Origin of the sequence: Methylovirgula ligni, from assembly GCF_004135935.1 — a bacterium.
Classification (GTDB): domain Bacteria; phylum Pseudomonadota; class Alphaproteobacteria; order Rhizobiales; family Beijerinckiaceae; genus Methylovirgula; species Methylovirgula ligni.
The window spans coordinates 1,395,587-1,418,070 of record NZ_CP025086.1; the positions used below are offsets into that span (position 1 = coordinate 1,395,587).

The 22,484-nt window shown below is 59.0% G+C and carries 19 protein-coding genes; 12 read left to right on the plus strand and 7 right to left on the minus strand.

Going from position 1 to position 22,484, the window contains the following annotated elements:
- Positions 1 to 81 precede the first annotated feature (81 nt).
- Complete coding sequence (locus CWB41_RS06790; RefSeq protein WP_115834993.1) at positions 82 to 816, minus strand: SDR family NAD(P)-dependent oxidoreductase; 735 nt, start codon at positions 814 to 816, stop codon at positions 82 to 84.
- Between the two features lie 341 nt (positions 817 to 1,157).
- Between CWB41_RS06790 and CWB41_RS06795 the strand changes: the two genes are divergently transcribed.
- The gene (locus CWB41_RS06795; RefSeq protein WP_115835473.1) at positions 1,158 to 2,054 is read left to right on the plus strand and encodes a LysR family transcriptional regulator; all 897 of its coding nucleotides are present in this window, start codon (positions 1,158 to 1,160) and stop codon (positions 2,052 to 2,054) included.
- Between the two features lie 515 nt (positions 2,055 to 2,569).
- Here the strand turns inward: CWB41_RS06795 and CWB41_RS06800 are convergent.
- On the minus strand, positions 2,570 to 3,370 hold the full coding sequence (locus CWB41_RS06800; RefSeq protein WP_115834991.1) for an SDR family oxidoreductase: 801 nt from the start codon (positions 3,368 to 3,370) through the stop codon (positions 2,570 to 2,572).
- On the opposite strand from CWB41_RS06800, the gene CWB41_RS06805 reads away from it, so the two are divergent.
- On the plus strand, positions 3,348 to 3,944 hold the full coding sequence (locus tag CWB41_RS06805) for a MarR family winged helix-turn-helix transcriptional regulator (protein ID WP_129396428.1): 597 nt from the start codon (positions 3,348 to 3,350) through the stop codon (positions 3,942 to 3,944). The two genes, CWB41_RS06800 and CWB41_RS06805, sit on opposite strands and share 23 nt — an antisense overlap.
- A 1,008-nt stretch (positions 3,945 to 4,952) precedes the next feature.
- On the opposite strand, the gene CWB41_RS06810 is transcribed toward CWB41_RS06805, so the two are convergent.
- Both CWB41_RS06810 and CWB41_RS16490 read right to left on the minus strand, forming a co-directional pair.
- The gene (locus CWB41_RS06810; protein WP_115834989.1) at positions 4,953 to 7,202 is read right to left on the minus strand and encodes an FAD-dependent oxidoreductase; all 2,250 of its coding nucleotides are present in this window, start codon (positions 7,200 to 7,202) and stop codon (positions 4,953 to 4,955) included.
- 239 nt (positions 7,203 to 7,441) lie between these two features.
- Entirely contained in the window at positions 7,442 to 7,597 is a 156-nt protein-coding gene (locus tag CWB41_RS16490; RefSeq protein WP_342633294.1) for a hypothetical protein, read from the minus strand.
- Between the two features lie 532 nt (positions 7,598 to 8,129).
- Between CWB41_RS16490 and CWB41_RS06820 the strand changes: the two genes are divergently transcribed.
- The 9 genes from CWB41_RS06820 to CWB41_RS06860 all read left to right on the plus strand — a co-directional run bounded on the left by CWB41_RS06820 (position 8,130) and on the right by CWB41_RS06860 (position 17,756).
- Entirely contained in the window at positions 8,130 to 8,711 is a 582-nt protein-coding gene (locus CWB41_RS06820; RefSeq protein WP_115834988.1) for a flavin reductase family protein, read from the plus strand.
- Positions 8,712 to 8,984: 273 nt separating this feature from the next.
- The gene (locus CWB41_RS06825) at positions 8,985 to 9,884 is read left to right on the plus strand and encodes an isocitrate lyase/PEP mutase family protein (protein WP_115834987.1); all 900 of its coding nucleotides are present in this window, start codon (positions 8,985 to 8,987) and stop codon (positions 9,882 to 9,884) included.
- A 37-nt stretch (positions 9,885 to 9,921) separates the two neighbouring features.
- Positions 9,922 to 10,830, plus strand: a complete 909-nt coding sequence (locus CWB41_RS06830) for an SDR family oxidoreductase (protein WP_115834986.1) — start codon at positions 9,922 to 9,924, stop codon at positions 10,828 to 10,830.
- 165 nt (positions 10,831 to 10,995) lie between these two features.
- A complete protein-coding gene (locus tag CWB41_RS06835; protein WP_165204083.1) occupies positions 10,996 to 11,541 on the plus strand; it encodes a nuclear transport factor 2 family protein in 546 nt (181 codons plus the stop codon).
- A complete protein-coding gene (locus CWB41_RS06840; protein ID WP_115834984.1) occupies positions 11,538 to 12,668 on the plus strand; it encodes an acyl-CoA dehydrogenase family protein in 1,131 nt (376 codons plus the stop codon). Before CWB41_RS06835 ends, CWB41_RS06840 begins: the two co-directional genes overlap by 4 nt.
- 22 nt (positions 12,669 to 12,690) lie before the next feature.
- Positions 12,691 to 14,859 carry an acetate--CoA ligase family protein gene (locus CWB41_RS06845; protein WP_115834983.1) on the plus strand — a complete coding sequence of 723 codons (2,169 nt, stop codon included), beginning with the start codon at positions 12,691 to 12,693 and terminating at the stop codon, positions 14,857 to 14,859.
- A gap of 10 nt (positions 14,860 to 14,869) precedes the next feature.
- Positions 14,870 to 15,652 (plus strand): enoyl-CoA hydratase/isomerase family protein, encoded by a 783-nt coding sequence (locus CWB41_RS06850; RefSeq protein WP_165204089.1) that lies wholly within the window; start codon positions 14,870 to 14,872, stop codon positions 15,650 to 15,652.
- A 12-nt stretch (positions 15,653 to 15,664) separates the two neighbouring features.
- A complete protein-coding gene (locus tag CWB41_RS06855) occupies positions 15,665 to 16,855 on the plus strand; it encodes an acyl-CoA dehydrogenase family protein (RefSeq protein ID WP_115834981.1) in 1,191 nt (396 codons plus the stop codon).
- Between the two features lie 22 nt (positions 16,856 to 16,877).
- Positions 16,878 to 17,756 carry an alpha/beta fold hydrolase gene (locus CWB41_RS06860; protein ID WP_165204092.1) on the plus strand — a complete coding sequence of 293 codons (879 nt, stop codon included), beginning with the start codon at positions 16,878 to 16,880 and terminating at the stop codon, positions 17,754 to 17,756.
- 84 nt (positions 17,757 to 17,840) lie between these two features.
- Here the strand turns inward: CWB41_RS06860 and CWB41_RS06865 are convergent, their stop codons facing one another.
- Positions 17,841 to 19,484, minus strand: coding sequence for an electron transfer flavoprotein-ubiquinone oxidoreductase (locus CWB41_RS06865; protein ID WP_245411116.1), 1,644 nt, complete (start codon positions 19,482 to 19,484; stop codon positions 17,841 to 17,843).
- Positions 19,485 to 19,729: 245 nt separating this feature from the next.
- The gene (locus CWB41_RS06870; RefSeq protein WP_115834979.1) at positions 19,730 to 20,512 is read right to left on the minus strand and encodes an enoyl-CoA hydratase-related protein; all 783 of its coding nucleotides are present in this window, start codon (positions 20,510 to 20,512) and stop codon (positions 19,730 to 19,732) included.
- Positions 20,513 to 20,942: 430 nt separating this feature from the next.
- Between CWB41_RS06870 and CWB41_RS06875 the strand changes: the two genes are divergently transcribed.
- Positions 20,943 to 21,701, plus strand: coding sequence for a GntR family transcriptional regulator (locus CWB41_RS06875; protein WP_165204095.1), 759 nt, complete (start codon positions 20,943 to 20,945; stop codon positions 21,699 to 21,701).
- Between the two features lie 34 nt (positions 21,702 to 21,735).
- Here CWB41_RS06875 and CWB41_RS06880 read toward each other — a convergent pair whose 3' ends face one another.
- Positions 21,736 to 22,482 carry an SDR family NAD(P)-dependent oxidoreductase gene (locus CWB41_RS06880; RefSeq protein ID WP_115834977.1) on the minus strand — a complete coding sequence of 249 codons (747 nt, stop codon included), beginning with the start codon at positions 22,480 to 22,482 and terminating at the stop codon, positions 21,736 to 21,738.
- Positions 22,483 to 22,484: the final 2 nt, after the last annotated feature.

Genomic DNA, 22,484 nt, shown 5'->3' on the forward strand with positions numbered 1-22,484 from the left:
TTTCTGAATTGACGCGTAGACGTCCTGCCGTGAACTCCGCGTGGCCGGACGGTCAGCCACTTCCCGCGATCCGGCACGACTTCAGATGGCCGAGAAGCCGCCGTCGACAGACAACTCCACCCCATTCACGAAGCTCGAATCGTCTGAAGCGAGAAACAGAGCGACCGCCGCGATTTCCTCGGGACGACCCATCGTTCCCCGCGGGATGAGGGATTCGAACATCCGCTTCGCCTCCTCGGTGAGAACTTGGTCCTGCATCGGTGTAGCGATCGGCCCCGGGTGCAGCACGTTCACGCGGATATTCCTGCCCTTCAGTTCGTTGAGCCATCCGCGTGCGAATGCGTGCAGCGCCGCCTTGCTCGCCGCATACACGCTGTAACCGGGAAAACCTTTGATCGAAGCAACTGAGCCGGTCATGAAGATCGATCCGCCGTCGTTGAACAGCGGCAGCGCCTTCTGGACCGTAAACAGCGTGCCGCGCGCATTCAGGCCGAAGGCCGCATCGAAATGCTGCTCGGTAATCTCGCCCAGCGGGACGGCTTCGCCCGTGCCGGCGCTTGCGTACAGGACGTCGATCTCGCCCTTTTCCCGCTTGACTGTGTCGAACAGACGGTCGAGGTCGTCGAGATTGGCCGCGTCGCCGCGCACGCCGGTCACGTTCCGGCCAATCAGCTTAACGGCCTCGTCGAGCGCCTCCTGCCTCCGGCCCGTGATGAAAACATAGGCGCCTTCTTCAACGAACCGCTTGGCGCTCGCCAGCGCCATGCCACTCGATCCACCCGTGATGACAGCAACCTTTCCTTCAAGCTTTCCCATGACTTCTCCTTTTGTCGTGTCGGGCAGCGTCTCTGTTCCCATTTGGGACATGATGCTTCCTTCCGGCTCCATCTTTGGCTCGTCCGGGGAGGCCCCCGAGAACCTCGAGATGGGTCCGCCGGCGTCAGGCGTTGAGTGCGGAAGCGCGCACATCGGTGGTGCGAAATCGATCCGGCTGGACGACTGACGCCAGCCGCGACGATCGATGTCCGCTATTCAGGATTGGGCCGCGCTTGCCGGCATGGGTTATGATCACCGCCCTGCTACCCACCGACGAGATGCTGTTCGATGTTGTTGGACACGGACTTTGGAAGGCGCACCGCGCGGCGCCAGATCGCACCATGATCGACTGGGATGACGTTCGCTACTTTCTTGCCGTCGCGCGCGGAGGCTCGGTGCGGGCTGCCGCCGAGCGCCTCGGGGTGAACCACTCGACCGTGCTGCGACGCATCGCTCAGCTCGAGGGACGCCTTGGGGCGCACATGTTCGAAAAGCTGCCTTCGGGCTACCGCCTGACGGCTGCGGGCGAGGAGATCCTCGAGCTCGCGGAGCAGATGGAAGCGTCGTCGCACCGGCTGGAGACGCGCGTCTTCGGCCGCGACCAAAGCGTGCGCGGGCTTCTGCGGGTGACGTTGGCACCGTTCCTCGCGACGCACCTGCTCATGCCAGACTTCGCCGATTTCGCTCGTCTGCATCCGGACATTGAGATGGAAATCTCGCCATCGGGCGAGCGGGCAAATCTGACCAACCGAGAGGCGGACATCGCCATCCGCGTCGTCCCCGATCGCGCAACCCTGCCGCTCAATCTTCACGGCCTGAAGGGACCGGAGCTATTCGGCGGCGTCTACATGGCCAGCGATCGACTGGCCACGTGGCATGCGGGCGCGCGTGATCCCATCCGGCGGATCGTCATCAGCCTTCATGGATTCCCGGACTGGGCCCGCGAGGGTGAGATTCGCACCACGAAGGTTCCGTTCAGGACCCCGGACGCCGAGGCGCAGATCGTTGCAGCACGGCAAGGGATCGGGATGACCACGCTGCCGTGTTTCGTCGGCGATGCCGACCCCCTACTGGAAAGGGTGCCGGGCACCGACCTGCACATGTACGGAACGCTCTGGCTTCTCACACAGGGGGAGACACGCAAGACGAAGCGCGTGCGGCTCTTCACTGAGTTCGTATCCCGCAGGCTTGCCGCGTACGCTCCCCTTCTCGCGGGGCTGCCCATATCGCGCGACTGACGCGTGGGCAGGTCGCCGGCGATGCTTGCAGTGGAAAATACCTGCAAGCGGACATCCCCGGCGTACGACTTGGGTCAGATCTTGCCCGAAGCCTCGGCACAACCCTGCGTCCGCTTCGTCCTCCCCGTTTCCGAAACCGGACCGTCTCCTCACGGCCAGCTCCGATCATCCGAGGTGCTTGCTCAGATGGCTTCGCTGGAGAAGGCCGGCCGTTCGGCGCGATAGGGATGGATCAGATAGCGGAGAATGCAGAAGCCGTTCTCAGGCGATCGGTCAACATCCAGCAGAAATGCAAGTGCTCGCTGCCGATGCGCCAGGACCCGTCACGCCATTCATTATGCCGAGCACTTTCTGGACGCTTGTGATCGGTGCATTGGAGACGTAAAGCACGTCTCTATTATGAAGCTGGAAGCTTTCCGCCGCGAACATGCTCGATGGATCGCTTTGCGCCCATCTCGGTCGTTAAGATGAGCCTCGGTCTGCGTGAAAGCAGACGCGACGTTGCTCTCCTTTTTCTATTTGACCATCGCCTTCACCAACATCCGGCGCCACACGAAGTCGGGCAAAAGCCGATTCAACCAAAAGAATAGGCCGGGTTTGGCTAGGTAACGCAACCGATTGCTTGCATCATTTGCTGCACGGTAGATTACCTCCGCAATCGCCTCTGGCTCGGACGCCTTAGCGTTTATTTTCGCAAATAAGGCCAAGAATTTGGTCACGCTGGCTCGATAAGGGTCACTCACCGCTGTTTGCATACTGCCTGTGCCGAATTCGGTATTGACGCTGCCGGGTTCGATTAATTTCACTCGGATATGAAATGGCTCCAGCTCATAGCGCATAGATTCGCTCAATCCTTCTACAGCGAATTTTGTCGCGATGTACGACGCCGCGTAGGGGAGAGCCATACGGCCAACGACGGAAGAAACGTTGATGATCAAACCTTCGCCCGCTTTACGCATGACGGGAAGTATTTGTTGCGTAACACTGACCAAGCCAAATACATTCGTCGCAAATTGCTGTTGGATTTGACGATCGTCGACCGCTTCGATCGGGCCGAACAAGGGGTAGCCTGCATTGTTCAGCAGCACATCGATCTTTTTATAACGAGTCAACGACTCGGTCAGGGCTTGCGCAATTGAACCTTCATTCGTCACATCCAAGGCGAACAAGCTGATTTGTGGATGCTTAAGCGCGAGATCGGCCTTGAGTGGATCGCGCATGGTTGCGGCGACATTCCAGCCTTTTGCAGCGAAATAGAGCGCGGTAGCGCGTCCGATGCCGCTGGAGGCCCCTGTGATCAAGATTGTTTTAGCCAATGGCAACGATCCTCCAGTCGGGCTACAATACTATTCCATATGGAATAGTTCCATATTAAACTATATCGCTTGCCCGTCAAGGAAAAATATGAACAGTTGGGACCTTCTTCAGCTGCACCATCAGTTCTTCGAGCGCATCACGCAAAATGCGGAGCGTGCGCTGGCAGAGGATAAGTTGGACGTCAAAGGCTTTTTTGTGCTGGCAGCAATTGAAGAACTGAAGCATCCGGCTGCGCTTGCAAAACGTCTGGTCTTGCCGAAGCCCACGGTGACCTTTTTGATCAAGAAACTGGAACAGGCCCAGTATGTGAAAAGAAAAACGGTAGCGGGAGATTTGCGGCGATTTGAAATCCAGCTGACTCCGCTTGGACGCAAAGTGTGCGAACGAGGTCGTAAAACTCTTAGCGATGCCTTTGACATCAGTCTCAGCCGGCTCAGCCCGCGAGAAAGAGAGCAATATGGCGAACTATTGCGGAAATGCGTGAAACCGGCCGAGGAAGATACCGACACTGTCCGAATGGAAGTCGATGGCACTCAAAAGAATGTAATGAAACGTTTCCGTCCTGATTTGTAGCCGTTACTGGCCTCTAGGGCTTCAATGTCCGTACTTGCCTTTGCGCATCCGAGAGCGGAACGGCTGCTTTCGGCCCGTTGTCGTCTAGGTAAATATCCACGGTGCTTGAAAGCGGACCAAAAGAATTGCTCCTTGGTCGGCTTCGATATCTGGATTACTCACTCCGCCTAGTGGCGAATGCCGACGACGTGCCAGTTCTCTGCCGTCGCCGGCGCGCCGTGGTCGAGATCGCGCGAGACATGGCGCAGGGTTTCCGCGGCCGGCGAACCAACTCTCCCACGGTCGCGGCGAACTCGAACAGAGGATTCATGCGCACAATCATTTAGAAATCGCCCCATACCTAATGGAGCGCGGTCGGCAACTTCTGCGCGGTTACGGTCGCTCCAAAGTCCAAATGCACGGAACTCAATGTCGTCAGGGCCGTTCCCGATGAGGCGGACCTCGCCTTAGCGAAGGACTCGACGTGGGCGCGGTAATTTCACTATCCCGACGCGACGCGGTTCTACTGGTCTACGCCATACGGAGATGACCCATGCGCATGCTTATCGCTCTTTTAGTAGTCGTTTATCTCGTCGGCGTTGGTGTCGTCTTGGCGCCCACGGTCAAAGCAAAGTGGAACACAGGCTCCACCTCCCAATTCGTGACGTCGATTGCAAGTGAAATACCAACGGCGTTGGCTTGGCCGGCAACCATATATCGAAAAACTACCGAACGCGGGTAACACCGCGCGGTTGGGAGTGCTCGCTCGCGCAAGAACGCGCATCCGGAGCGCCTGAAAGCTCCCATAGTTAGAGCGGCGCTTCCAAGATTATGAAGTAGTTCGAGCCTACGATCCCACTGGACGGCCGCAGAGGGCAATTTACGCCGTATGACCGGCGACTCCTAATGGCCGCAGGAGCACTATCGGGAGGTGTTGCCAACCGAGGCGATATCGGGGGTTTGATATTTTATTTCATCGATCGTAGGTCAGCCGTTGTTAGATGGGCGTCCAAGAACTCGCTCAGCAGATTATCCACCTTGGAGCGTCTTCTTGACGAGCTCAAAACCCTCCGATTGGTTGAGCCGTATCGACGTATCCGAAAAGTCGTAGTCCCGCGAAGATGGTTCCCCCGCCACACCCGCGCGCTCAAAGCGCGTGATCTTCATCGCGGCCCCGTCACCCATCAACTCGATGTAAAGTGGACGTTGTTTGATCTTTGCGACGGAGGTCGGTTCGACATAGGTCAAAATAGCGTCGATCAACGCTCGATACGCGGCGACTGTTTCCCGGTGCTTTAGATCGCTGCGAATGCGCTCGGAATAGACAATCTCATCGCGCCTGGCCATTACTTCCATCAGGTTCGTGGGCAGTGGCCTTTGCCCCGCAAAAAGGTCGACGATAAAGACGCGCTTGCCGTCCGGACCGCAGCGATCAATGACCAGATCAAGCGGCGAATTGCTGATAATTCCGCCGTCCCAGTAGGCTTTGCCATCGATAATTGTCCATGGAAATCCCGGCGGCAGGCTGCCGCTGGCGATAATATGATCCGCTGTCAAGTCGTCGACGTAGCTGTCGAAGATTTGGAGCTCCCCGCTCGTCACGTTGACTGCGCCAACCAGCAGGCGTACCGGGCTCGACTTGAGTGCCGGGAAGTCGACATATTGAGAAATCAGCTTCCTCATCGGTGCCGTGTCGTAATAGCTGATCCAGTTTGATGGCGTTGTCATGGGGTTGAAGAAGGACGACATCCACCGCGGCCTAAAAAAATTTGGCACCCCGAACATCAGGATCTCCATCGAGGTAGCCGCGCGGCCTGCTTCCTGCAAAGGGGTCGAAATCGACTTGACCGAGAGGTCGGTCCAAAAAGATTCGAGGGCCTCTGTTGCGTGGCGCGGATGAGCAGCGACGATCGCGCCGTTCAGGGCTCCTATCGAGATTCCCGCAATAATATCCGGGAAAACCTGTTCTTCCTCCAACGCCTTTACGACACCGCATTCGAAGGCTCCGAGCGCACCGCCGCCCTGCAGAATTAGTACAGTCTGAGTGGGAATTTGATCGAGAAGAAAAGTCGTATCTCCCAGTCTCTCCTTTATCCCGCGCAGATTGACGCGGTAACGAATGAGACCCTCGGCCGCGCGGGTTTCCTCGGTGGGACGGCCAATCGACAACAAAGCGCGCTGCACGTCATTCTTGAGATAGAACAAAGCAAAAGAACTCGCTTCGAGCGCTCCCCTCGCGATCTGATCATCGGCCTCCTCGGGCGCACCGAGGACGTTGAAACTGAGGTCGCCGATATCACAGAAGAAATAGGATACGGTGTCGGATCGTAATCTACGCCCAAGCATATTTTTAGCCGCGAGTGACCCTTGCTTGACCGCGTTATCCAAATGCTCGATATGGCGGTGTCTCATGAATACCGGATCATAAAAGCTTGTGACGTCTCCGGCGGCGAAGACATTCGCTGCGCTTGTCCGTAGTAAGTCATCGACAACAACGAGTCCGTCGTTCAGCACGATCCCGCTGCTCTTGAGGAAATTTGTCGTGGGCTCAACGCCGATGCTCACAATCAGGAGATCGCATGCCAGCCGACGGCCGGATATCGTCTCAACCTCGCGAACTCTGTCTTGGCCATGCGCCGCAGCAACGGTGTCGTGAAGCAGAAACGCAACCCCTCTATCCTGGGCATGCCGCTGGAAATATTCGGATACGACTGGGGCTTCGAGGTGCGGGAGGACTTGGTCGCCAAGCTCGATAACCGTAACTTGCAGGCCCAGATCGGCGAGAGACATGGCGATTTCCATGCCGAGGAAGCTCGCACCGAGCACGATGGCATGTTTTGCGCCGGCCGCGATCGTGCCGCGGATCTCATCGCAATCGTTCTTAGTGCGCAGTTGATGGACACCGGGGAGCGTGATGCCGGGAACAGATAAAGTTTTCGGCTTGCCGCCTGTCGCGATCAGGAGCCTTTGATAGTGAATCTGCTCCCGCGTCTCTGTCGTCACTATCTGTTCGATAGGATCGACTGCAATCACCTCAGTGTTCAGCCCAAGCTCTATCGCCTGCTCAATGTAGAAGCTTTTGGGACGGACGAGAATTTGCGTTTCATCGCGTGTGCCAAGCAGAAATTGCTTGGAGAGCGGCGGCCTGTAATAGGGAGGCAAGCCCTCAGAGGACAAAATTAGAATGGAGCCGGCCCCTTCGAGCCGGAGTGTTTCAGCAGCGACGGCACTCGCAACACCGCCACCGACAAGGAGATGATCAACTTCCCGTAATGTCATGAAATTCTCCTTCTACGACCGAAGCGCCGCGCGTTGCTCCGGCAAGCCGCATGCTAAAGACGTGAGAGGATCTTATGGGATTGTCAGCGCCGATTGGCTGCGAGCGTCAAGGCCAAGGCCTCCCGTTAGCATCTCCACCTGCGCACGTTCCTTTGAACGCCGCGAGGCTAAGGCCTGTAGTTAATGTTCTGGGCGCCGCTGACACGTCTATACGATACGTCAATCTCCGAGGTGCTTGCTCAGATGGTCTCGCTGGAGAACGCCGGCCGTTCGACCGCGAGGCAGGCGGCATCCGCGATGAGTTTGAAGGAACGCAGCCGCGTGGCAGAATCGTAAACATCGGAGACGATCATGAGATCGTCAGCGCTGGTTTCGACGGTGAGCGCGGGATGCATGAACGCACCGCATCAGGTGACCTAATGATCGAACGGGCCAGCATCTTCATGGCCTGCGCCTTTTCCAAGGGGGACCAATAGGTCTCTCGATGTCGTCGATCGGTGACTGGCTCAGGCCGCGCGCCGCGATAATCCAGAAGTCCGTCAGTTTTCGCCAGAGCTTGTGCGAGATTAATGCCTCAACACCAAATGGAATTTCCGCCTGCGGCCTGTCGCGCCGTAGGCGATGAACGTCTGGGGATCGCGAATTAATGTCACGATGTCATTGGGCCGAAGGTAGATGTCTCACGCACTTCGGCTGCGACCCGCGAAAGTGACACGCGCACAGTCGTAGTGCCGCGGGAGAGCTGAATGTATATTTCGTTGACTGGAGCCGCAGGTACTCCCTGCCTCGGCAATTTTCACTCATATTGCGTGCAAAATGTGAAGAATCGACACGGGCCAATCTACCTTTCGCTGTTATTGTATGCAATATAATTTGGTGTCTCCCTATGGGCGCATCGGCGGAATGTAAGTTTACGGGGCAGGAAGAATGCAAATTTCCGCAGAAAGTCTCTCGGCAGAGCAAGCCTACCGACTGCTGTCCGGCGTTGTCGTGCCGCGCCCGATTGCTTGGGTGACAACGCTCTCGCCCAATGGAAAGGTCAACGCTGCTCCGTTCAGCGCTTTCACCTTTCTTTCGACCGAGCCGCCGATGATCGGCTTCGGCGTTACGCATCGGGAAGGCAGAGTGAAAGATACCGAGCGCAACATCCGCTCCCACGGTGAGTTTGCGGTGAACATTGCTGATACAGGCATGTTGGCGGCGCTTCACAAGAGCAGCGAGGCGCTGCCGATCGAGGTGAGCGAGGTTGAACTTCTGGAGCTCGAACTTGCCGACAGTCTGCGGCTTCGCACGCCGCGGCTTGCAGGCGCGCCCGTGAGCTTCGAGTGCCGGGCTGCGGATATGATTTCCTTCGGCCGTTGGCACGTCTTCGTCGTCGGCGAGATCCTTGTCTTTCACATTAGAGACGGGCTGATGGTTGACGGCAAGATAGAGACGGCAGCTCTCAACCCCATCGCCCGGATCGGGGGCCCGTTTTACGCGGAACTGGGGAAGATAACCGTCGTCTGACGCCCCTGGCGACGCTTCTGATCGCGGGTGCCCAGTAGGGTTGTGACGGTCAGGCTGCGCAGTCGACGAGAAGGCTTTTGTGCTCTATATTACATGCATTATCCATGAGCGCAAAGGAGAGTGTGTAACTGAACTAAATCAAATCCCCGCATATTGCATGCAAAAAGTTGCCTTTTACGAATGGGGATGATAGCGGTTTGCCGGATCGAGCTGCGGGGGCCTCATTCGCTAAGGGCGCCGCCCGCGGATGTGCAGTTCATATGGAATGCATCCATGGCGGCCGCGAAAACGACGCGCTTAAAACATCTCATCACCAGAACCGAGATACTCGTCATGCCCGGCGTCTACGACGTCATTTCCGGCCAGCTGGTTCAGCAGGCGGGTTTCGAGGCGGCGCAGGTTTCCGGCGCGAACTTGGCGGCATGCCATTACGGTGTATCGGACTACAGTATCGTTTCGCTGGGAGAGATGATCGAGCATAGCGGCCGGATCGCACGGGCGCTCGACATTCCCGTTCTTGGCGACGCCGACACTGGATTTGGCAATGCGGTGAACGCCTATTTGGCGGTTCGCGCCTTTGAGGCGGCGGGGGTCGCGGGTATTAATATCGAGGATCAGATATTCCCCAAGCGCTGCGGCCATCTCGATGGCAAGACCGTTTTGCCGCTCGACGAAGCGGTTATGAAGGTAAAGGCGGCGGCGGAAGCGCGCCGGGATCAGGACTTCATCATCAACGCGCGCACGGACGCGCTCGCCACGGAGGGTCTGGAGGGCGTGGTCCGACGCGGCAATGCCTTCCTCGAAGCCGGGGCGACGATGGTCTTCGTCGAAGGCACGTCCTCCCTCGAACAAATTCGTCAGGCGGTTAGATTGATCCACGGTCCCGTCGCGGTCAACCTCGTCGAAGGCGGGAAATCGGCGCAATCCACGACGTTCGCCGACTTGCAGGATGCCGGCGTCGCGCGCGTCAGCTTGCCTTCGACATTGATGCAAGCGTCCATCCACGCCGTGAAGGCGGTCCTGGGCCGTATGCGCGAGCAGGGCGGTATCGGCGGCTATGGCGATATGCTCGCGGGCTTCGGCATCTCCCAGAACCTCGTTGGCGCTGAAGAAATTAGGGAGCTGGAGCAGCGCTATCTGGCGCCACTGCTAAACAACAAGGCCGGCGCGTAAAGGGCCAGCATAGCGGCGGCTCAATCGGGAGAATAAGATGGGGCTTCTTGAAGGCAAGGTCGCAATCGTGACGGGAGGTGCCGGCGCGATCGGGCGCGCCGTCAGCCTCGGGCTGGCGGCCGAGGGCGCGGCCGTGCTGGTCAATGACATCGGCGCGACTCTGGACGGCACTGGACGCGATTTAGGACCCGCCAAGAGAGTTGCTGAGGAAATCATCGCCGGCGGCGGCAGGGCCGCCGTGAGCACGCTGTCGGCCTCCGATCTCGGAAACGCGGAAAAGATTGTGGCGCAGGCTCTTGGCGAACTTGGCGGGCTCCACAGCGTCATCCACATCGCCGGTATTCTGCGCGACAACATTTTTCACAAAATGACCTGGGAGGACTGGACGTCCGTTCTCGACGTACATCTGAACGGCGGTTATGCGATCGCCAGGGCCGCCGCGCCGCATTTTCGGCAGCAGAACGGTGGTGCCTATGTCTTTGCCACGTCGACGTCGGCGTTGATCGGCAATTTCGGTCAGGCAAATTATATGGCGGCCAAGATGGCCTTGATCGGTCTTGCGCGCGGCATTGCGCTCGACATGCGGCGTTTCAATGTCCGGTCGAATTGCATTGCGCCTTTAGCGTGGAGCCGCATGATCAGCTCCCTACCGACGCAGACGGAGGCGGAGAAGTTGAGGGTCGAGCGTCTGCAGCGCATGTCGCCGGACAAGGTCGCGCCGCTTGTCGCCTATCTCGTGTCGGATGCCGCGGCCGAAATCTCCGGGCAGATTTTTGGCGTGCGCAACAATGAAATCTATCTCTTCAATCAGCCGCGCCCGATACGCACGCTTCATACCGCGCAGGGCTGGGCGCCAGCTTCGCTGACCGAAATGATGCCGGCACTGCGAAGCGCCTTCACGCCGCTCGAACAATCCAGCGAGGTCTTCACCTGGGATCCGGTGTGAGCGCAAACAGCTGAATGAGCATCTGCGGGGCCGAGCGGCCAAATCTCTGTCTGTCAACATATATTGCATGCAATATGCTTCGATACTCTCATGGTTTGCCTTGACCATCAGGCGATGCGCCAATTAGTATAGGCGAATTGAATGCAATATATGAGGAAACGGTCGATGGAGGACGCGCTTGCAGCCCGCATTGAAAAAATCGAGCGGCGGCTTCGTTCGTTGGAAGAGAAAGAAGCAGTCCTCGATTGCATCAATCGATATTGTATGGCGGTCGATCTCAGACAGGACGATGCGTTCGTTGGCAATCTGACAGCGGATTGTGTGATCGATCTTGGCGACGAGGCAGGAGCCCAATGGCGCGGTCGCGATGGCGCCCGCCTATTCCTCGATGAATCGGTGGGGCCGGCTCCCGCGGTGCCACGCTACCGAGCGCTGCACGTTTCGGGGCGTCTGGCGGTCGAGATCAGCGGCGACACGGCAAGCGCCGAAGGCTATTCGGCGGTTCTGGCACTGCGCCGCGGAGAGCATCAAATCCTTACCTGCGGTTTCAACCATTGGGATCTCGCAAGGGAGAACGGTCACTGGCGCGTCCGCCGCCGCCGTCGCCGCGCGATCGGCGGTGCCGACGGCCCAAACGTAATGGTCAATGTTGTGCGGCAATTGGACGAGCTCGCCTCGGCTGGCGTTGACCCGCAAGCGGAGGCCCTATGAATTTCGAGTTCGACGAAGAGCAGTATCTGCTGCGCGACTCCGTGCGCGGCGTGCTCTCGCAGAATTGGAGCATCGCAAAGCTGCGCCGCGCCATCGGCGGTTCCGGTCATGACGCGGAACTCTGGGGCGCGTTGTCCGAACTCGGCCTTTTCCAAGCTCCGGTGCCGGAAGCGGAAGGCGGCCTGGGCCTTGACTTCCTGTCTTTCGCGCTTGTGTTCGAGGAACTCGGGCGCCGGCTCGCGCCGGGCGACATCGCGCAGACGATCCTCGCAGTGGAGCTTGCGTTTCGTTTCGGTGACGGCGCGCAAAAGCAGCGCATTGCGGAAACATTGGCCAACGGCCAGCCTGCGCTCGCAATCGCGTTTCAGGAGCCAGACCGTGGCTTTGGGCCGGAAGAGATCGCCGCAAAAGCGACTGCCGAGACGGGTGGGTGGCGCCTCGATGGCCAAAAGACACTCGTGCCTTACGCGAGCTACGCGGCGAACCTGCTGGTCGCAGCGCGGACGGACACCGGCGACCTACGGGTGTTTTTGTGCGATCCCCGAGCCGCAGGCGTTACCCTGCGGCAGAACGAAACGATCGATCCGTCTTACCGAGCTTACGACGTCGCATTCTCCAATGTCTGGCTCGCGCCGACCGACGTTCTTCCAGAGCGCGGCGACACGGGTGCGGCGCAGCAACTCCATCAATTATGCGCCGTTGTGGCGGCCTTGGAGATGATTGGCTGTGCGTCTGCAGCGCTCGATATGGCGGTCGAATATGCAAAGCAACGGCAGCAGTTCGGCCGGCCAATAGGATCGTTTCAAGCGATAAAGCATAAATGCGCCGATATGTTCATGGCTTTGGAAACGGCGCGCTCCGCCGCCTATTTTGCCGCGTGGGCTCTAAGCGGGGGCGATTCCGGCGCCGGCCCAGCGGCCTCCATGGCGAAGGCGCTCGCGGGCGATGCCTGCCGACTCGTCTGCAATGAGGCGCATCAGATACATGGCGGCATAGGATTCACCTGGGAATATGATCTTCATTTCTTCATCAAGCGCGGAAAGTTCCTCGAATATGCTTACGGCGATGCGTCCTGGCACAGAGAGCAGTTGATCGCGCACGCGATTGAGGAAGCCCGAGCAGTCTAACCAGCGAAATGTGAACATTGCGATGAATATTCAAATCGGGGAGAGGTCGCGCCTTTTCCCTCGTGCAGTCTATCGTCATGCGGATCTGCAAAGGCTACTTCACCCTGAGCGGATTGCGATTGTGGGCGCCTCGCCGCGCGCCGGAGCGTTTAGCGAACGCACGTTGCACAATCTTTCTGCGTTCGCGGGCACCATTGATCTCATCAACGCGCGGTATGAGCGTATCGGCGAGCGGCTCTCTTATCCCTCGTTGCACGCGTTACCAGCGAGGCCCGATTGCGTAGTGGTCGCGTTGCCGTTTGATCTAGTCGAGCAGGCTGTTGCCGAATGCGTCGAGGTGGGTGCCGGCGGGGTCATCGTCTATGCGTCAGGCTATGCCGAAACGGGCGTGGCGGAGCGCAAAGAGATGCAAGCGCGCCTTGCCGACCTTGTCAGCTCTAGCCCGACGCGCCTTCTCGGTCCGAACTGCTATGGCTATTATAATTTTCTCAATGGCGCCAACGTCGCCTTCGGACGGACTGTCGCCGCACGTTTCGATCCGCTTCAACGGCCCAATCTTGGTCTCGTCAGCCAGTCGGGCGCGCTCGGCATGGCACTGGCGCAGGCGATGGAACGGGGCGTCGCGATCAGCCATATGCTGACGGCGGGAAATTCCGCCGATGTCGGCATCGCCGATCTTGTTGCTTATCTTTCCGAGGATCCAAATTGCGACTCGATCGGCTGCGTCTTTGAGGGAACCGAGACGCCGCGTCAGATTTTAGAGGCGGCTGATATCGCGCGCGGGGCCGGCAAGCCGCTAGTCGTCTATAAGGCGGGGCGCAGCAACGCCGGCTCCGCAGCTGCACTTTCCCATACCGGGTCGGTCGCCGGAGACTACGCAATCTGGAAGGCCGCCTGCGAAGCGCGCGGCGCAGTCATGGTCGACGACTTCGAAGCGATTGTCGAAGTCTCGCTTTTTCTTGCCAAGGCCGGGCGTCCCAAGGCGCGCGGCGCCATCGCGGTCGTGACATCTGGCGGCGCCGGCGTTATCGCCGCAGATAAGGGCGAGGCTTGGCGCGTGCCGATGCCACAGCCAACGGGTGAGACGCTGGCAATACTCAAAGAGAACCTTCCCGAATTCGCGGCCTGCCGCAATCCATGCGATGTCACCGCGCAGGTCTTGAATGACGATACTCCGCTCCGCCTGAGCGCCGGAGCCTTGCTTCACGATCAACAATATGGTGTCGCGGTTGTGCCGCATCCTTTTGCGGATGCAATCGGCGAGCAGCGCGTGAAGATGTGGAAAGAACTCGGCGAAAATCACGACAAGATCATTTGCTACGTCTGGTGTAGCGAATGGCTCGAAGGGCCGGGCGTTAGGCAGATCGAGGCAAGTCGGAACTTGGCGTTGTTCCGCTCGATGGATCGGTGCTTCGCTGCGATTGCCGCCTGGCACAGGCGGGAAGAGGTCTCGCGGGGAAGTGATGCGAGCGATCGGATCGCCGTTCCAAGCTACGCACGTTTGGAAGCGGAACGATTGCTTAAAGTGGCGACCACCTCGGCCCTTACCGAACGGGAATCGAAGGAAATTCTTGTGACCTATGGCGTGCCGGTCGTCGCCGAAAGGCTGACCACTCGGCTGGAAGAGGCCGTGGAAGCCGCCGAGCAATTCGGCTTTCCGGTTGTCCTGAAGCTCGAAAGCCCGGACATCCTCCACAAGACGGAATATGGCGCCGTTCGGATTGGGCTCAACGACACCGGCACAGTCAGCCAGGCCTTTTGGGAGCTCGATGCGCTGGCGAGCAAAATCCCGAACGCGCGCCGTAACGGCGTGCTCGTCCAGAAGATGGCAAGGCGCGGCCTCGAAATAATGGTCGGAGGTCGTGTTGATCCGGAGCTGGGGCCGGTTGTTGTCGTTTCCCTGGGCGGGACTCTCGTGGAACTGTTCTCTGACTCGGTGACACGGGCGGCACCGCTGACCCACGCCCAGGCCTTGAAGATGTTGCACGACCTTCGCGCGGCAAAGGCGTTGAAGGGCTTTCGCGATCTGCCCGCCGCCGATACGGCCAGGCTGGCGGACGTAATTTGCCGTGTCGGCGAGTTCCTCCTAGACCACAAAGATCAAGTCGTCGAAGTGGATATCAATCCGCTGATCTGTAGCGGCGACGAACTGGTCGCCGTCGATGCTCTCGTCGTGCGTCGATATAGTTAAGGTTCCCGAGATGGCGGATTCGACCTTATCGACCGAGCGTCGTGATGGCATTCTCACTATCGCGCTCAACCGCGCCGAGGCGCTCAATGCTTGGAATGGCGCTATGCGGGCGGAGATGAAGTCCGTGTTTTCGACGATCCGCAATGATCGGTCCGTGCATTGTGTCATTCTCACCGGGCGCGGGAGGGCTTTCTCCGCTGGCGGGGACATCAAGGAGATGGAGCCACATCGCAGCCCTGCCACTATCCGCGATCGTCTGAGGAATTTTCTGCATGACGTCATCGTACCTTTAGTTGAGCTCGAGGTTCCAATTATTGCTGCGGTGAACGGATTAGCTGTCGGTGCGGGAATGAGTCTTGCGCTGGCGGCAGACATTATCATCGCCGCGCAATCGAGCTATTTCTCGCCGGCATTTTTGAAAGTGGGACTGATCCCCGATGCCTGCGCGGCCTATCTCCTGACGCGACGCGTCGGGCCGGCGCGCGCGAGAGAGTGGTGTCTGCGTGGCGCGCGCATTTCCGCATTGGAAGCGCAAGAGGTCAATCTCGTCAGTCGTGTCGTTCCAGATGCCGATCTTATGACCGAGGCCCTGAACATTGCACGCGAGATTTCCGCCCATGCGCCCGGCGCGACACGTCTGACCAAGGCGCTGCTCCGGCGCGCGGAGCGTTCCACACTCGATGAAATGGTCGAATTTGAAGCGGCCTATATGGCGATAGCCGCGAGCGATCCAAACCACGCCGAGGCGTTGCGCGCTTTCGCTGAAAAGAGGCCGCCGAAATTCGGCGAATGACGGGAACCTGCGATGGATTTTCAATTTACGCCGGCGGAGGAGGAGTTTCGCAGGGAGGTGCGCAACTGGCTTTATGCAAATCTGCCCGATGGATGGGGGCCAAGGTCGCAAGAGCCTTTAGAAGAGGAAAGCTGGGCAAAGTTCCGACTGGACTGGGAGCGGAAACTCTATCAAGGCGGCTGGAGCGGTATCCACTGGCCGAAGCAATATGGCGGCCGCGGCGCGACACTCGTCGAGCAGGCCATATTCATGGAGGAGTCTGCGCGAATCAATGCGCCGGAAGGACTGAACCTCATGGGCCGCTATCTGGCGGCTCCGGTGCTTATAAAACATGGCACCGAGGCCCAGCGCCAGAGGTTTCTGCCGTCGATTCTGCGCGCCGAAGAGGTATGGTGCCAGGGGTTCTCGGAGCCGAATGCGGGCTCCGATCTTGCGTCCGTCCGCACGACCGCGCGCCGGGATGGCGGCGACTTCATCGTGAACGGACAGAAAATCTGGACGACTATGGCGCAGCATGCCCAATGGCAGTTGCTCCTGGTCCGGACGGATCCCGAAGCGCCAAAACATAAGGGCCTGAGCTTCCTCCTCCTCGACATGAAGACTCCGGGCGTCACGGTCAAACCACTTGTGCGTCTCACCGGTCGGGCGGGTTTCAGCGAGGTCTTTTATGACGACGTGCGCATCCCCGGGGAAAATCTGGTTGGCGGTCTCAATGAGGGCTGGCGCATAGCGATGACGACACTCGCTTTCGAGCGGGGTCCGGAAGAGGCCCTTGCACGGCAGGTCCGGTTCAAGAGGCAGGTTCTGGAGATGGTCGAAATCGCGTCGCGGTGTCGGCGAAACGGCTGCCCCGCAATCGAAGATGGAGCGATTCGGCAGAAGCTCGCGCAAATATACATCGACGTGGAGGCGATGCGCCTAAATCTCCTACGTGCGTTCAGCCGCGTATTGCAAGGCAAGGATCCGGGGCCGGAAGCGACCTTCACCAAGCTCTACTGGAGCCACATGTATCAGCGCCTGACCGAACTCGCCCTTGAGATCGAAGGGCCAGCGGCAAATTATGTCCGCGACGATCCCCATGCGATCGACGATGGCTCGTTTCAGGCCGAGTTTCTGCTTTCGCGCTCGGCCACCATTTATTCGGGTACGTCGGAAATCCAACGAAACATCATCGCCGAGCGCGTGCTCGGGCTACCGCGCTGAAGTCCGCCGCGACGCTCTGACGATGCTGACCTTCACGGAAATGCTCGAATCGGAACGATTCGGCGCCGCCCGCGCGGAAATCGGTGTGATCGAGGGCTTGGCCACGCATTTCACGAGCGAAGATATGGCGGCACGCATCACATGGAGAAAGTGGGGCGCCGGGCCCGCCGTCGTCCTGCTCCACGGCGCCTATGGCTCGTGGCTGCATTGGCTTCGTAATATCGCGCCTCTTGCATCGGCGAATTCCGTCTGGGTTCCCGATCTGCCGGGATTTGGCGATTCGATATTACGTGATCCCGCGAACCGGACCTTGGACGGAGTGGGCGTCTCTCTGGCCAGGGGGTTCCGCGAGATCGCCGGCGGCGAAGGCGAAATTTCCATCGCTGGGTTTTCTTTTGGGACCAGGATTGCCGCGGATATGGCGTCGGAACTGGGCGCACGCGTGCGTGATCTCGTTCTTGTTGGGCCGCATGCCTTCGCCGAGCGGGTCGAGCCTCAGATGAAGCCACGATCATGGCGCGCCATCCGCGACCTTGACGAAATGATCTCGGCGCAGAAGCACAACCTCGCCGCGATCATGTTCGCCTCACCCGCCGCGATCGACGATGCCGCAATCTACATACAAATGAAAAACACATTTTTTGCTGCCATCGCCGTGCGGGCGCCAGCTCATGCGCAATTCTGGAATGCGCTCAGGACACGTCGCGGATCCATCGCGGCAATATGGGGCGAGGAAGATGTGTATCATAAAGGAGTGCTCCCACGACGCATCGATGAGCTTCGCGGCCGCTGCCCGTCCGCGCGGGCGTCTATTATTGCGCGGGCCGGTCATTGGGCCATGTATGAGCAGGCGAATAGCTTTAATTCCATATTGCGTGATTTTGTTAGCGGAACGGCATGAACGGCGGCCTGCCGTTCGCGTCCAACCGGCCGTGACCGTGGCGATGTCGGTCGCCGAGCGGTCGCATCACGCGGCTTCGCTGAATTACATATTCGGGTAATTCGGCCCGTCGCCGCCCTCGGGAACGCTCCAGTCGATATTCTGCGTCAGATCTTTGATGTCGCAGCTTTTGCAGTGGACGCAATTTTGCGCGTTGATCCGCAATGCGGGGCCATCGACGATCTCGTAGACCCCGGCGGGGCAATAGCGTTGCTCGGGCGCGTCATAGAGCGCGAGATTGACGTCGATCGCCGTTCTCATGCTCTTTAGCCGGAGATGAGGCGGCTGGTTTTCTTCGTGGCTGGTGTTGGAGAGGAAGACGGAGGAAAGCCTGTCGAAACTCATGATTCCGTCCGGCTTCGGATAGACGATTGGCTGGCATTTGGCCGCTGGCTTAAGCGCTTTGTGATCGGGATTGTGATGGAAAGTCCATGAAGCGTTGCCGCGAAAAATGAAAGTGTCCAAGGCCGCATAACCGACAGCCTTCCACAGGCCCCACTTGAATGCGGGCTTGATGTTTCGCGCGCGATAGAGCTCATCCCACAGCCAAGTCTTCGCCAGCGCGGGTTGGTAGAGATCGGCTACTTTCCCTTCGGCGCCGCTTTTTCTTAAAAGAGCGACGATGCTTTCGGCTGCCACTATCCCCGATTTCATCGCGGTGTGGCTGCCCTTGATTTTTGGCACGTTCAAGAAGCCCGCAGAGTCGCCGACCAGTACGCCGCCGGGAAAGGAGAGCTTCGGCACCGATTGGAAGCCGCCCGCCGAAATCGCACGCGCGCCATATGCAATGCGTTGCCCGTTTTGGAATACGGCCCGCACGCGCGGATGGGTCTTGAAGCGCTGAAATTCCTCGAACGGTGAAAGATAAGGGTTCGCGTAATTTAGTCCGACCACGAAGCCGACGGATACCTGATTATTGTCGAGATGGTACAAGAAACTGCCGCCGTAGGTCTTATTATCAAGCGGCCAGCCGATGGTATGGACAACATGGCCCGGGCGGTGCTGCGCCGGGTCGATTCGCCACAGCTCCTTGATGCCAAGTCCGTAAATCTGCGGATCGCATTCGCGGCGCAGATCGAAGCGTGCGGACAGGCCCTTGCTCAGCGAGCCGCGGCAACCCTCGGCGAAAATCGTTTGCTTCGCGCGCAATTCGACTCCCGGCGCGAAACGTGCCGTCGGCTTGCCGTCCTTGCCGATTCCCACATCGCCTGTCGCCACGCCTGCGACCGCGCCCCTCTCTCCATAAAGAACTTCGGCGGCGGCAAAACCCGGAAAAATCTCCACACCGAGTTCCTCGGCCTGCTTCGCCAGCCAGCGGCACAAATTTCCCAGGCTGATGATATAATTGCCGTGATTGTTCATCTGCGGCGGCACGGGCAAGGGGAATGCTTTCGTCTTGGTGAGAAAAAGAAAGCGGTCCTGCTCGACGTCGACATTGATCGGCGCGCCACGCGACCGCCAGTCGGGAATAAGCTCGTCCAGGGCGCGAGTTTCGAAGACTGCGCCGGATAAAATATGGGCGCCGACCTCGGAGCCCTTTTCAATCACGCACACGCTTATTTCGGGTGCAAGCTGCTTGACACGAATCGCTGCCGAGAGGCCCGCCGGGCCTGCACCGACGATGACGACGTCAAAGTCCATTGACTCACGTTTCATGCGGTCCGAATCCCGGTTGAGCGCAATTTGCATGCAATTATCAGATATTCGACGATTGCGCAACGAGCGCCGAGGCGGCCAGCCGTGGCCCATGACAGATGTTAATATACAGCTAAAACGAAGAAATTCTCGCGCTCCAATGCCGACCAGCCCGAGGCATATGGCAATATGGCCAAAACAAACTAAGGATATATTCCATGCAATATAAAAGAACGAGGGATGCGCGGGGAACATCGGCGCGCCCCGACATCGTTGGTTACAGCCCCGGTCGGCATCGTTCAGCGCCCGGAGAAGTGGGGCGGCCGTTTCTCGAGAAAAGCGCGGACGCCCTCTCGATGATCCTGCGTCTGGCGCAGCAGGCGCAATCCCGCGGCTTCGATCTCGAGCGCGCGAGGCAGGGGCAGCGCGTCGCCGTCGAGGACAACACGCCGGATCTGCTCGACCGCGAGCGGCGGATGTCGGGCGATTGTTCTGGCAATGCCAAGCGCAGTTTCCAAAGCCTTGCCAGCGGGCGCGAGGTTGGAGATGAGGCCCATCGTCTGCGCCTCAACCGCGGAGAAACGGTCGCCGGTGAGCAGGTAGCGCAGCGCGCGGGGCATGCCGACATGCCGGGGAAAGCGTTGCGTGCCGCCGGCGCCGGGCAAAATACCGAGTTTGACTTCGGGGAAAGCAAATTTTACCGTCTCACCCGCAACTATTATGTCCGTCATTAGAGCAAGTTCAAGCCCACCGCCCAGTGCATATCCCTCGACCGCAGCAATGATGGTCTTTCTGCGCTCCGCCAAAACCTTCCAGATCGAGTTTTCCTGGTCATGGTGCGTGGAGGCCGTGACGCTTTGGAACTCATTGATGTCGCCGCCGGCGCAGAAGAAATCATCTGTTCCCGTTAGGACGATCGCGCGTATCCCTTGGTCCGCTTCCGCCCCTTCAACTGCGTCGACCATGCATCTGCGCAAATGCGCACTCAGCGCGTTTCGATTTTTTGGCCGGTTTATCCGCAATAATAGGATGTTGTCGTGCGTCTCGACGAGTAGCTCGCCCGCATCGATATTCGCAGACATCTGTGCTCCCCGGCGTGGTTGAGGACGTATCGCGTCAGTTCGTCGTTATTGACGCGCGGCGGTGACACTGATGCGCCAGCGGACTGACGCGCATGTGCGGCTTCATGCGCCGGCGCTTTCATAGATGCAGCACGGCACGCCGTACCTAGCGTCCTTCAGGCGCTGCGCTATAAAAGATGAGCTTGCATGCAATATGTGTATATACGTCCCGGCCGTCTCGACAAGTGGGAATCTCCAGCATATTTTGTATGCTAACAAGCGGAAAGCCTCTCTTTCGGCGACTGGCTGGAGATGCGCGATCGAGCAGCGGAGATATCTTTGGAAAAGGCGCCAAAATCCGCCTGCCGATTCTATCTAATCCCGCCGAATGACGCGATCATTTGCAATATGCGATAGCGAAACAACGAATTTGCCTAAGGAAAATCTTTCTATGTTGGGCGAAGCAGTTACCGTCACGGAGAACGTCATCGCCCGGCTGCGCGAGCGCGTGCTCGACGGCACCTATGCGCCCGGCGCGCGTTTGCAGGAATTTGCGCTGGCGAATGATCTCGAAGTATCCCGGACGCCGATACGCGACGCGCTGCGGGTCCTTGCGAGCGAGGAGCTTCTCATTTACGCGCCCAACCGCGGCTACGCGGTGCGTAATGTTGTTCTTCAGGATGTTATCGACGCCTACGACGTGCGTGCCAATCTCGAGGGGCTAGCCTGCCGCCTGCTCGCGGAGCGCGGTATATCTGACGCCTTGCTCGCGCAGTTCGATAAATTGATCGCTCGTGGGGAAGAGATCGTTAACGGGCCAGACTGGGGGCCGCGCCAGCATCAGGCGTGGAGCGAACTCAATACGGAGTTTCACACAACGATCGCCGTCGCAACGCGGAATAAGTCGCTTGAGGAGATTTTGCGGCAGGTGCGCCGAATCCCGCGCATGTTCGACAGCCGCCTGAGCCCCAATACGGATTTCTTCCGCAGCGTCTATACGCACGAAGAGCGAAAAAGATCGCATCGTGAGCATACTAAGATCGTCGAAGCGCTGAGAGTGCGCGACGCGTTGCGCGCGGAGGCTTTGATGCGCGAGCATGTCTATGTCAATCGCGATCTCCTGCGAAAGACTTATGAAGAGATGTTTGGAGCCGAAGTCGGCGCTCTGGAGCAAACCAAGAAGAAGCGGCGTCGAAAAGCGGAGGCATAACGAGCGACCTCCAGATGCTGTGCCGTCTCCCGTTCTAATGGAACGTCCGCCCACCGTCGACGCTGAGTGTTGAGCCGGTGACATAGCTTGATTCGTCGCTTGTCAGGAACAGAATGGCGGCCGCGATTTCCTCGGCCTTGGCGAGGCGTCGCAGGGCATAGCGTGACGTAATGCGGGTTATCGCTTCCTCGGTCTTAAACTCATTGCGGACAAAAGGCGTATCGACACCGCCGGGACATACGACATTGACCCGAACTTTTGGCGCGAGCTCGACCGCAAGCACTTTGGAAAAAGCGATAAGCCCCCCCTTAGAGGCCGCGTAGGCGCTCCGGTTGGGAAGAGGCTGGAGCGCGGCGCCGGTCGCGATATTGACGATCGTTGCGTTCCCGCTTTCGAGGAGAAAGGGAAGTGCTGCACGGCAAACAAGGTAAGGGCCGGTGAGATTGACGCTGAGAGCGAGAGCCCAAAGCGCGGGATCGGTATCCTCGAACGGCTTGGCAATGCTGATTCCCGCGACATTGACCACGCCATCGAGGCCTTGCAGGGCTTTTGCGGCCGCTTGCACGCCACTGGTCACATTCGCTTCGTCGCGAACGTCCACGGTTATCGGAATCCCATTAACTTCCTCGGCGATCGTGTTCGCTGCGTCGCCGTTTTGGTCAAGCACGGCAACCCGGGCGCCTTCAGCTGCGAAAAGGTGACAGGTCGCAGCCCCGATCCCCGATCCGCCGCCGGTAATGAGAAGCTTCCTGCCCGCCAGACGCACGCCGTTCCCAGCCATAG

What these genes read in the sequence shown, in the direction of transcription:
- CWB41_RS06790 (WP_115834993.1), bottom strand. Translation starts at nt 816, where the DNA reads ATGGGAAAGCTTGAAGGAAAGGTTGCTGTCATCACGGGTGGATCGAGT.
- CWB41_RS06795 (WP_115835473.1), top strand. Translation starts at nt 1,158, where the DNA reads ATGATCGACTGGGATGACGTTCGCTACTTTCTTGCCGTCGCGCGCGGA.
- CWB41_RS06810 (WP_115834989.1), bottom strand. Translation starts at nt 7,202, where the DNA reads ATGACATTACGGGAAGTTGATCATCTCCTTGTCGGTGGCGGTGTTGCG.
- CWB41_RS16490 (WP_342633294.1), bottom strand. Translation starts at nt 7,597, where the DNA reads ATGCATCCCGCGCTCACCGTCGAAACCAGCGCTGACGATCTCATGATC.
- CWB41_RS06820 (WP_115834988.1), top strand. Translation starts at nt 8,130, where the DNA reads ATGCAAATTTCCGCAGAAAGTCTCTCGGCAGAGCAAGCCTACCGACTG.
- CWB41_RS06825 (WP_115834987.1), top strand. Translation starts at nt 8,985, where the DNA reads ATGGCGGCCGCGAAAACGACGCGCTTAAAACATCTCATCACCAGAACC.
- CWB41_RS06830 (WP_115834986.1), top strand. Translation starts at nt 9,922, where the DNA reads ATGGGGCTTCTTGAAGGCAAGGTCGCAATCGTGACGGGAGGTGCCGGC.
- CWB41_RS06835 (WP_165204083.1), top strand. Translation starts at nt 10,996, where the DNA reads ATGGAGGACGCGCTTGCAGCCCGCATTGAAAAAATCGAGCGGCGGCTT.
- CWB41_RS06840 (WP_115834984.1), top strand. Translation starts at nt 11,538, where the DNA reads ATGAATTTCGAGTTCGACGAAGAGCAGTATCTGCTGCGCGACTCCGTG.
- CWB41_RS06845 (WP_115834983.1), top strand. Translation starts at nt 12,691, where the DNA reads ATGAATATTCAAATCGGGGAGAGGTCGCGCCTTTTCCCTCGTGCAGTC.
- CWB41_RS06850 (WP_165204089.1), top strand. Translation starts at nt 14,870, where the DNA reads ATGGCGGATTCGACCTTATCGACCGAGCGTCGTGATGGCATTCTCACT.
- CWB41_RS06855 (WP_115834981.1), top strand. Translation starts at nt 15,665, where the DNA reads ATGGATTTTCAATTTACGCCGGCGGAGGAGGAGTTTCGCAGGGAGGTG.
- CWB41_RS06860 (WP_165204092.1), top strand. Translation starts at nt 16,878, where the DNA reads ATGCTGACCTTCACGGAAATGCTCGAATCGGAACGATTCGGCGCCGCC.
- CWB41_RS06865 (WP_245411116.1), bottom strand. Translation starts at nt 19,484, where the DNA reads ATGCAAATTGCGCTCAACCGGGATTCGGACCGCATGAAACGTGAGTCA.
- CWB41_RS06870 (WP_115834979.1), bottom strand. Translation starts at nt 20,512, where the DNA reads ATGTCTGCGAATATCGATGCGGGCGAGCTACTCGTCGAGACGCACGAC.
- CWB41_RS06875 (WP_165204095.1), top strand. Translation starts at nt 20,943, where the DNA reads ATGTTGGGCGAAGCAGTTACCGTCACGGAGAACGTCATCGCCCGGCTG.
- CWB41_RS06880 (WP_115834977.1), bottom strand. Translation starts at nt 22,482, where the DNA reads ATGGCTGGGAACGGCGTGCGTCTGGCGGGCAGGAAGCTTCTCATTACC.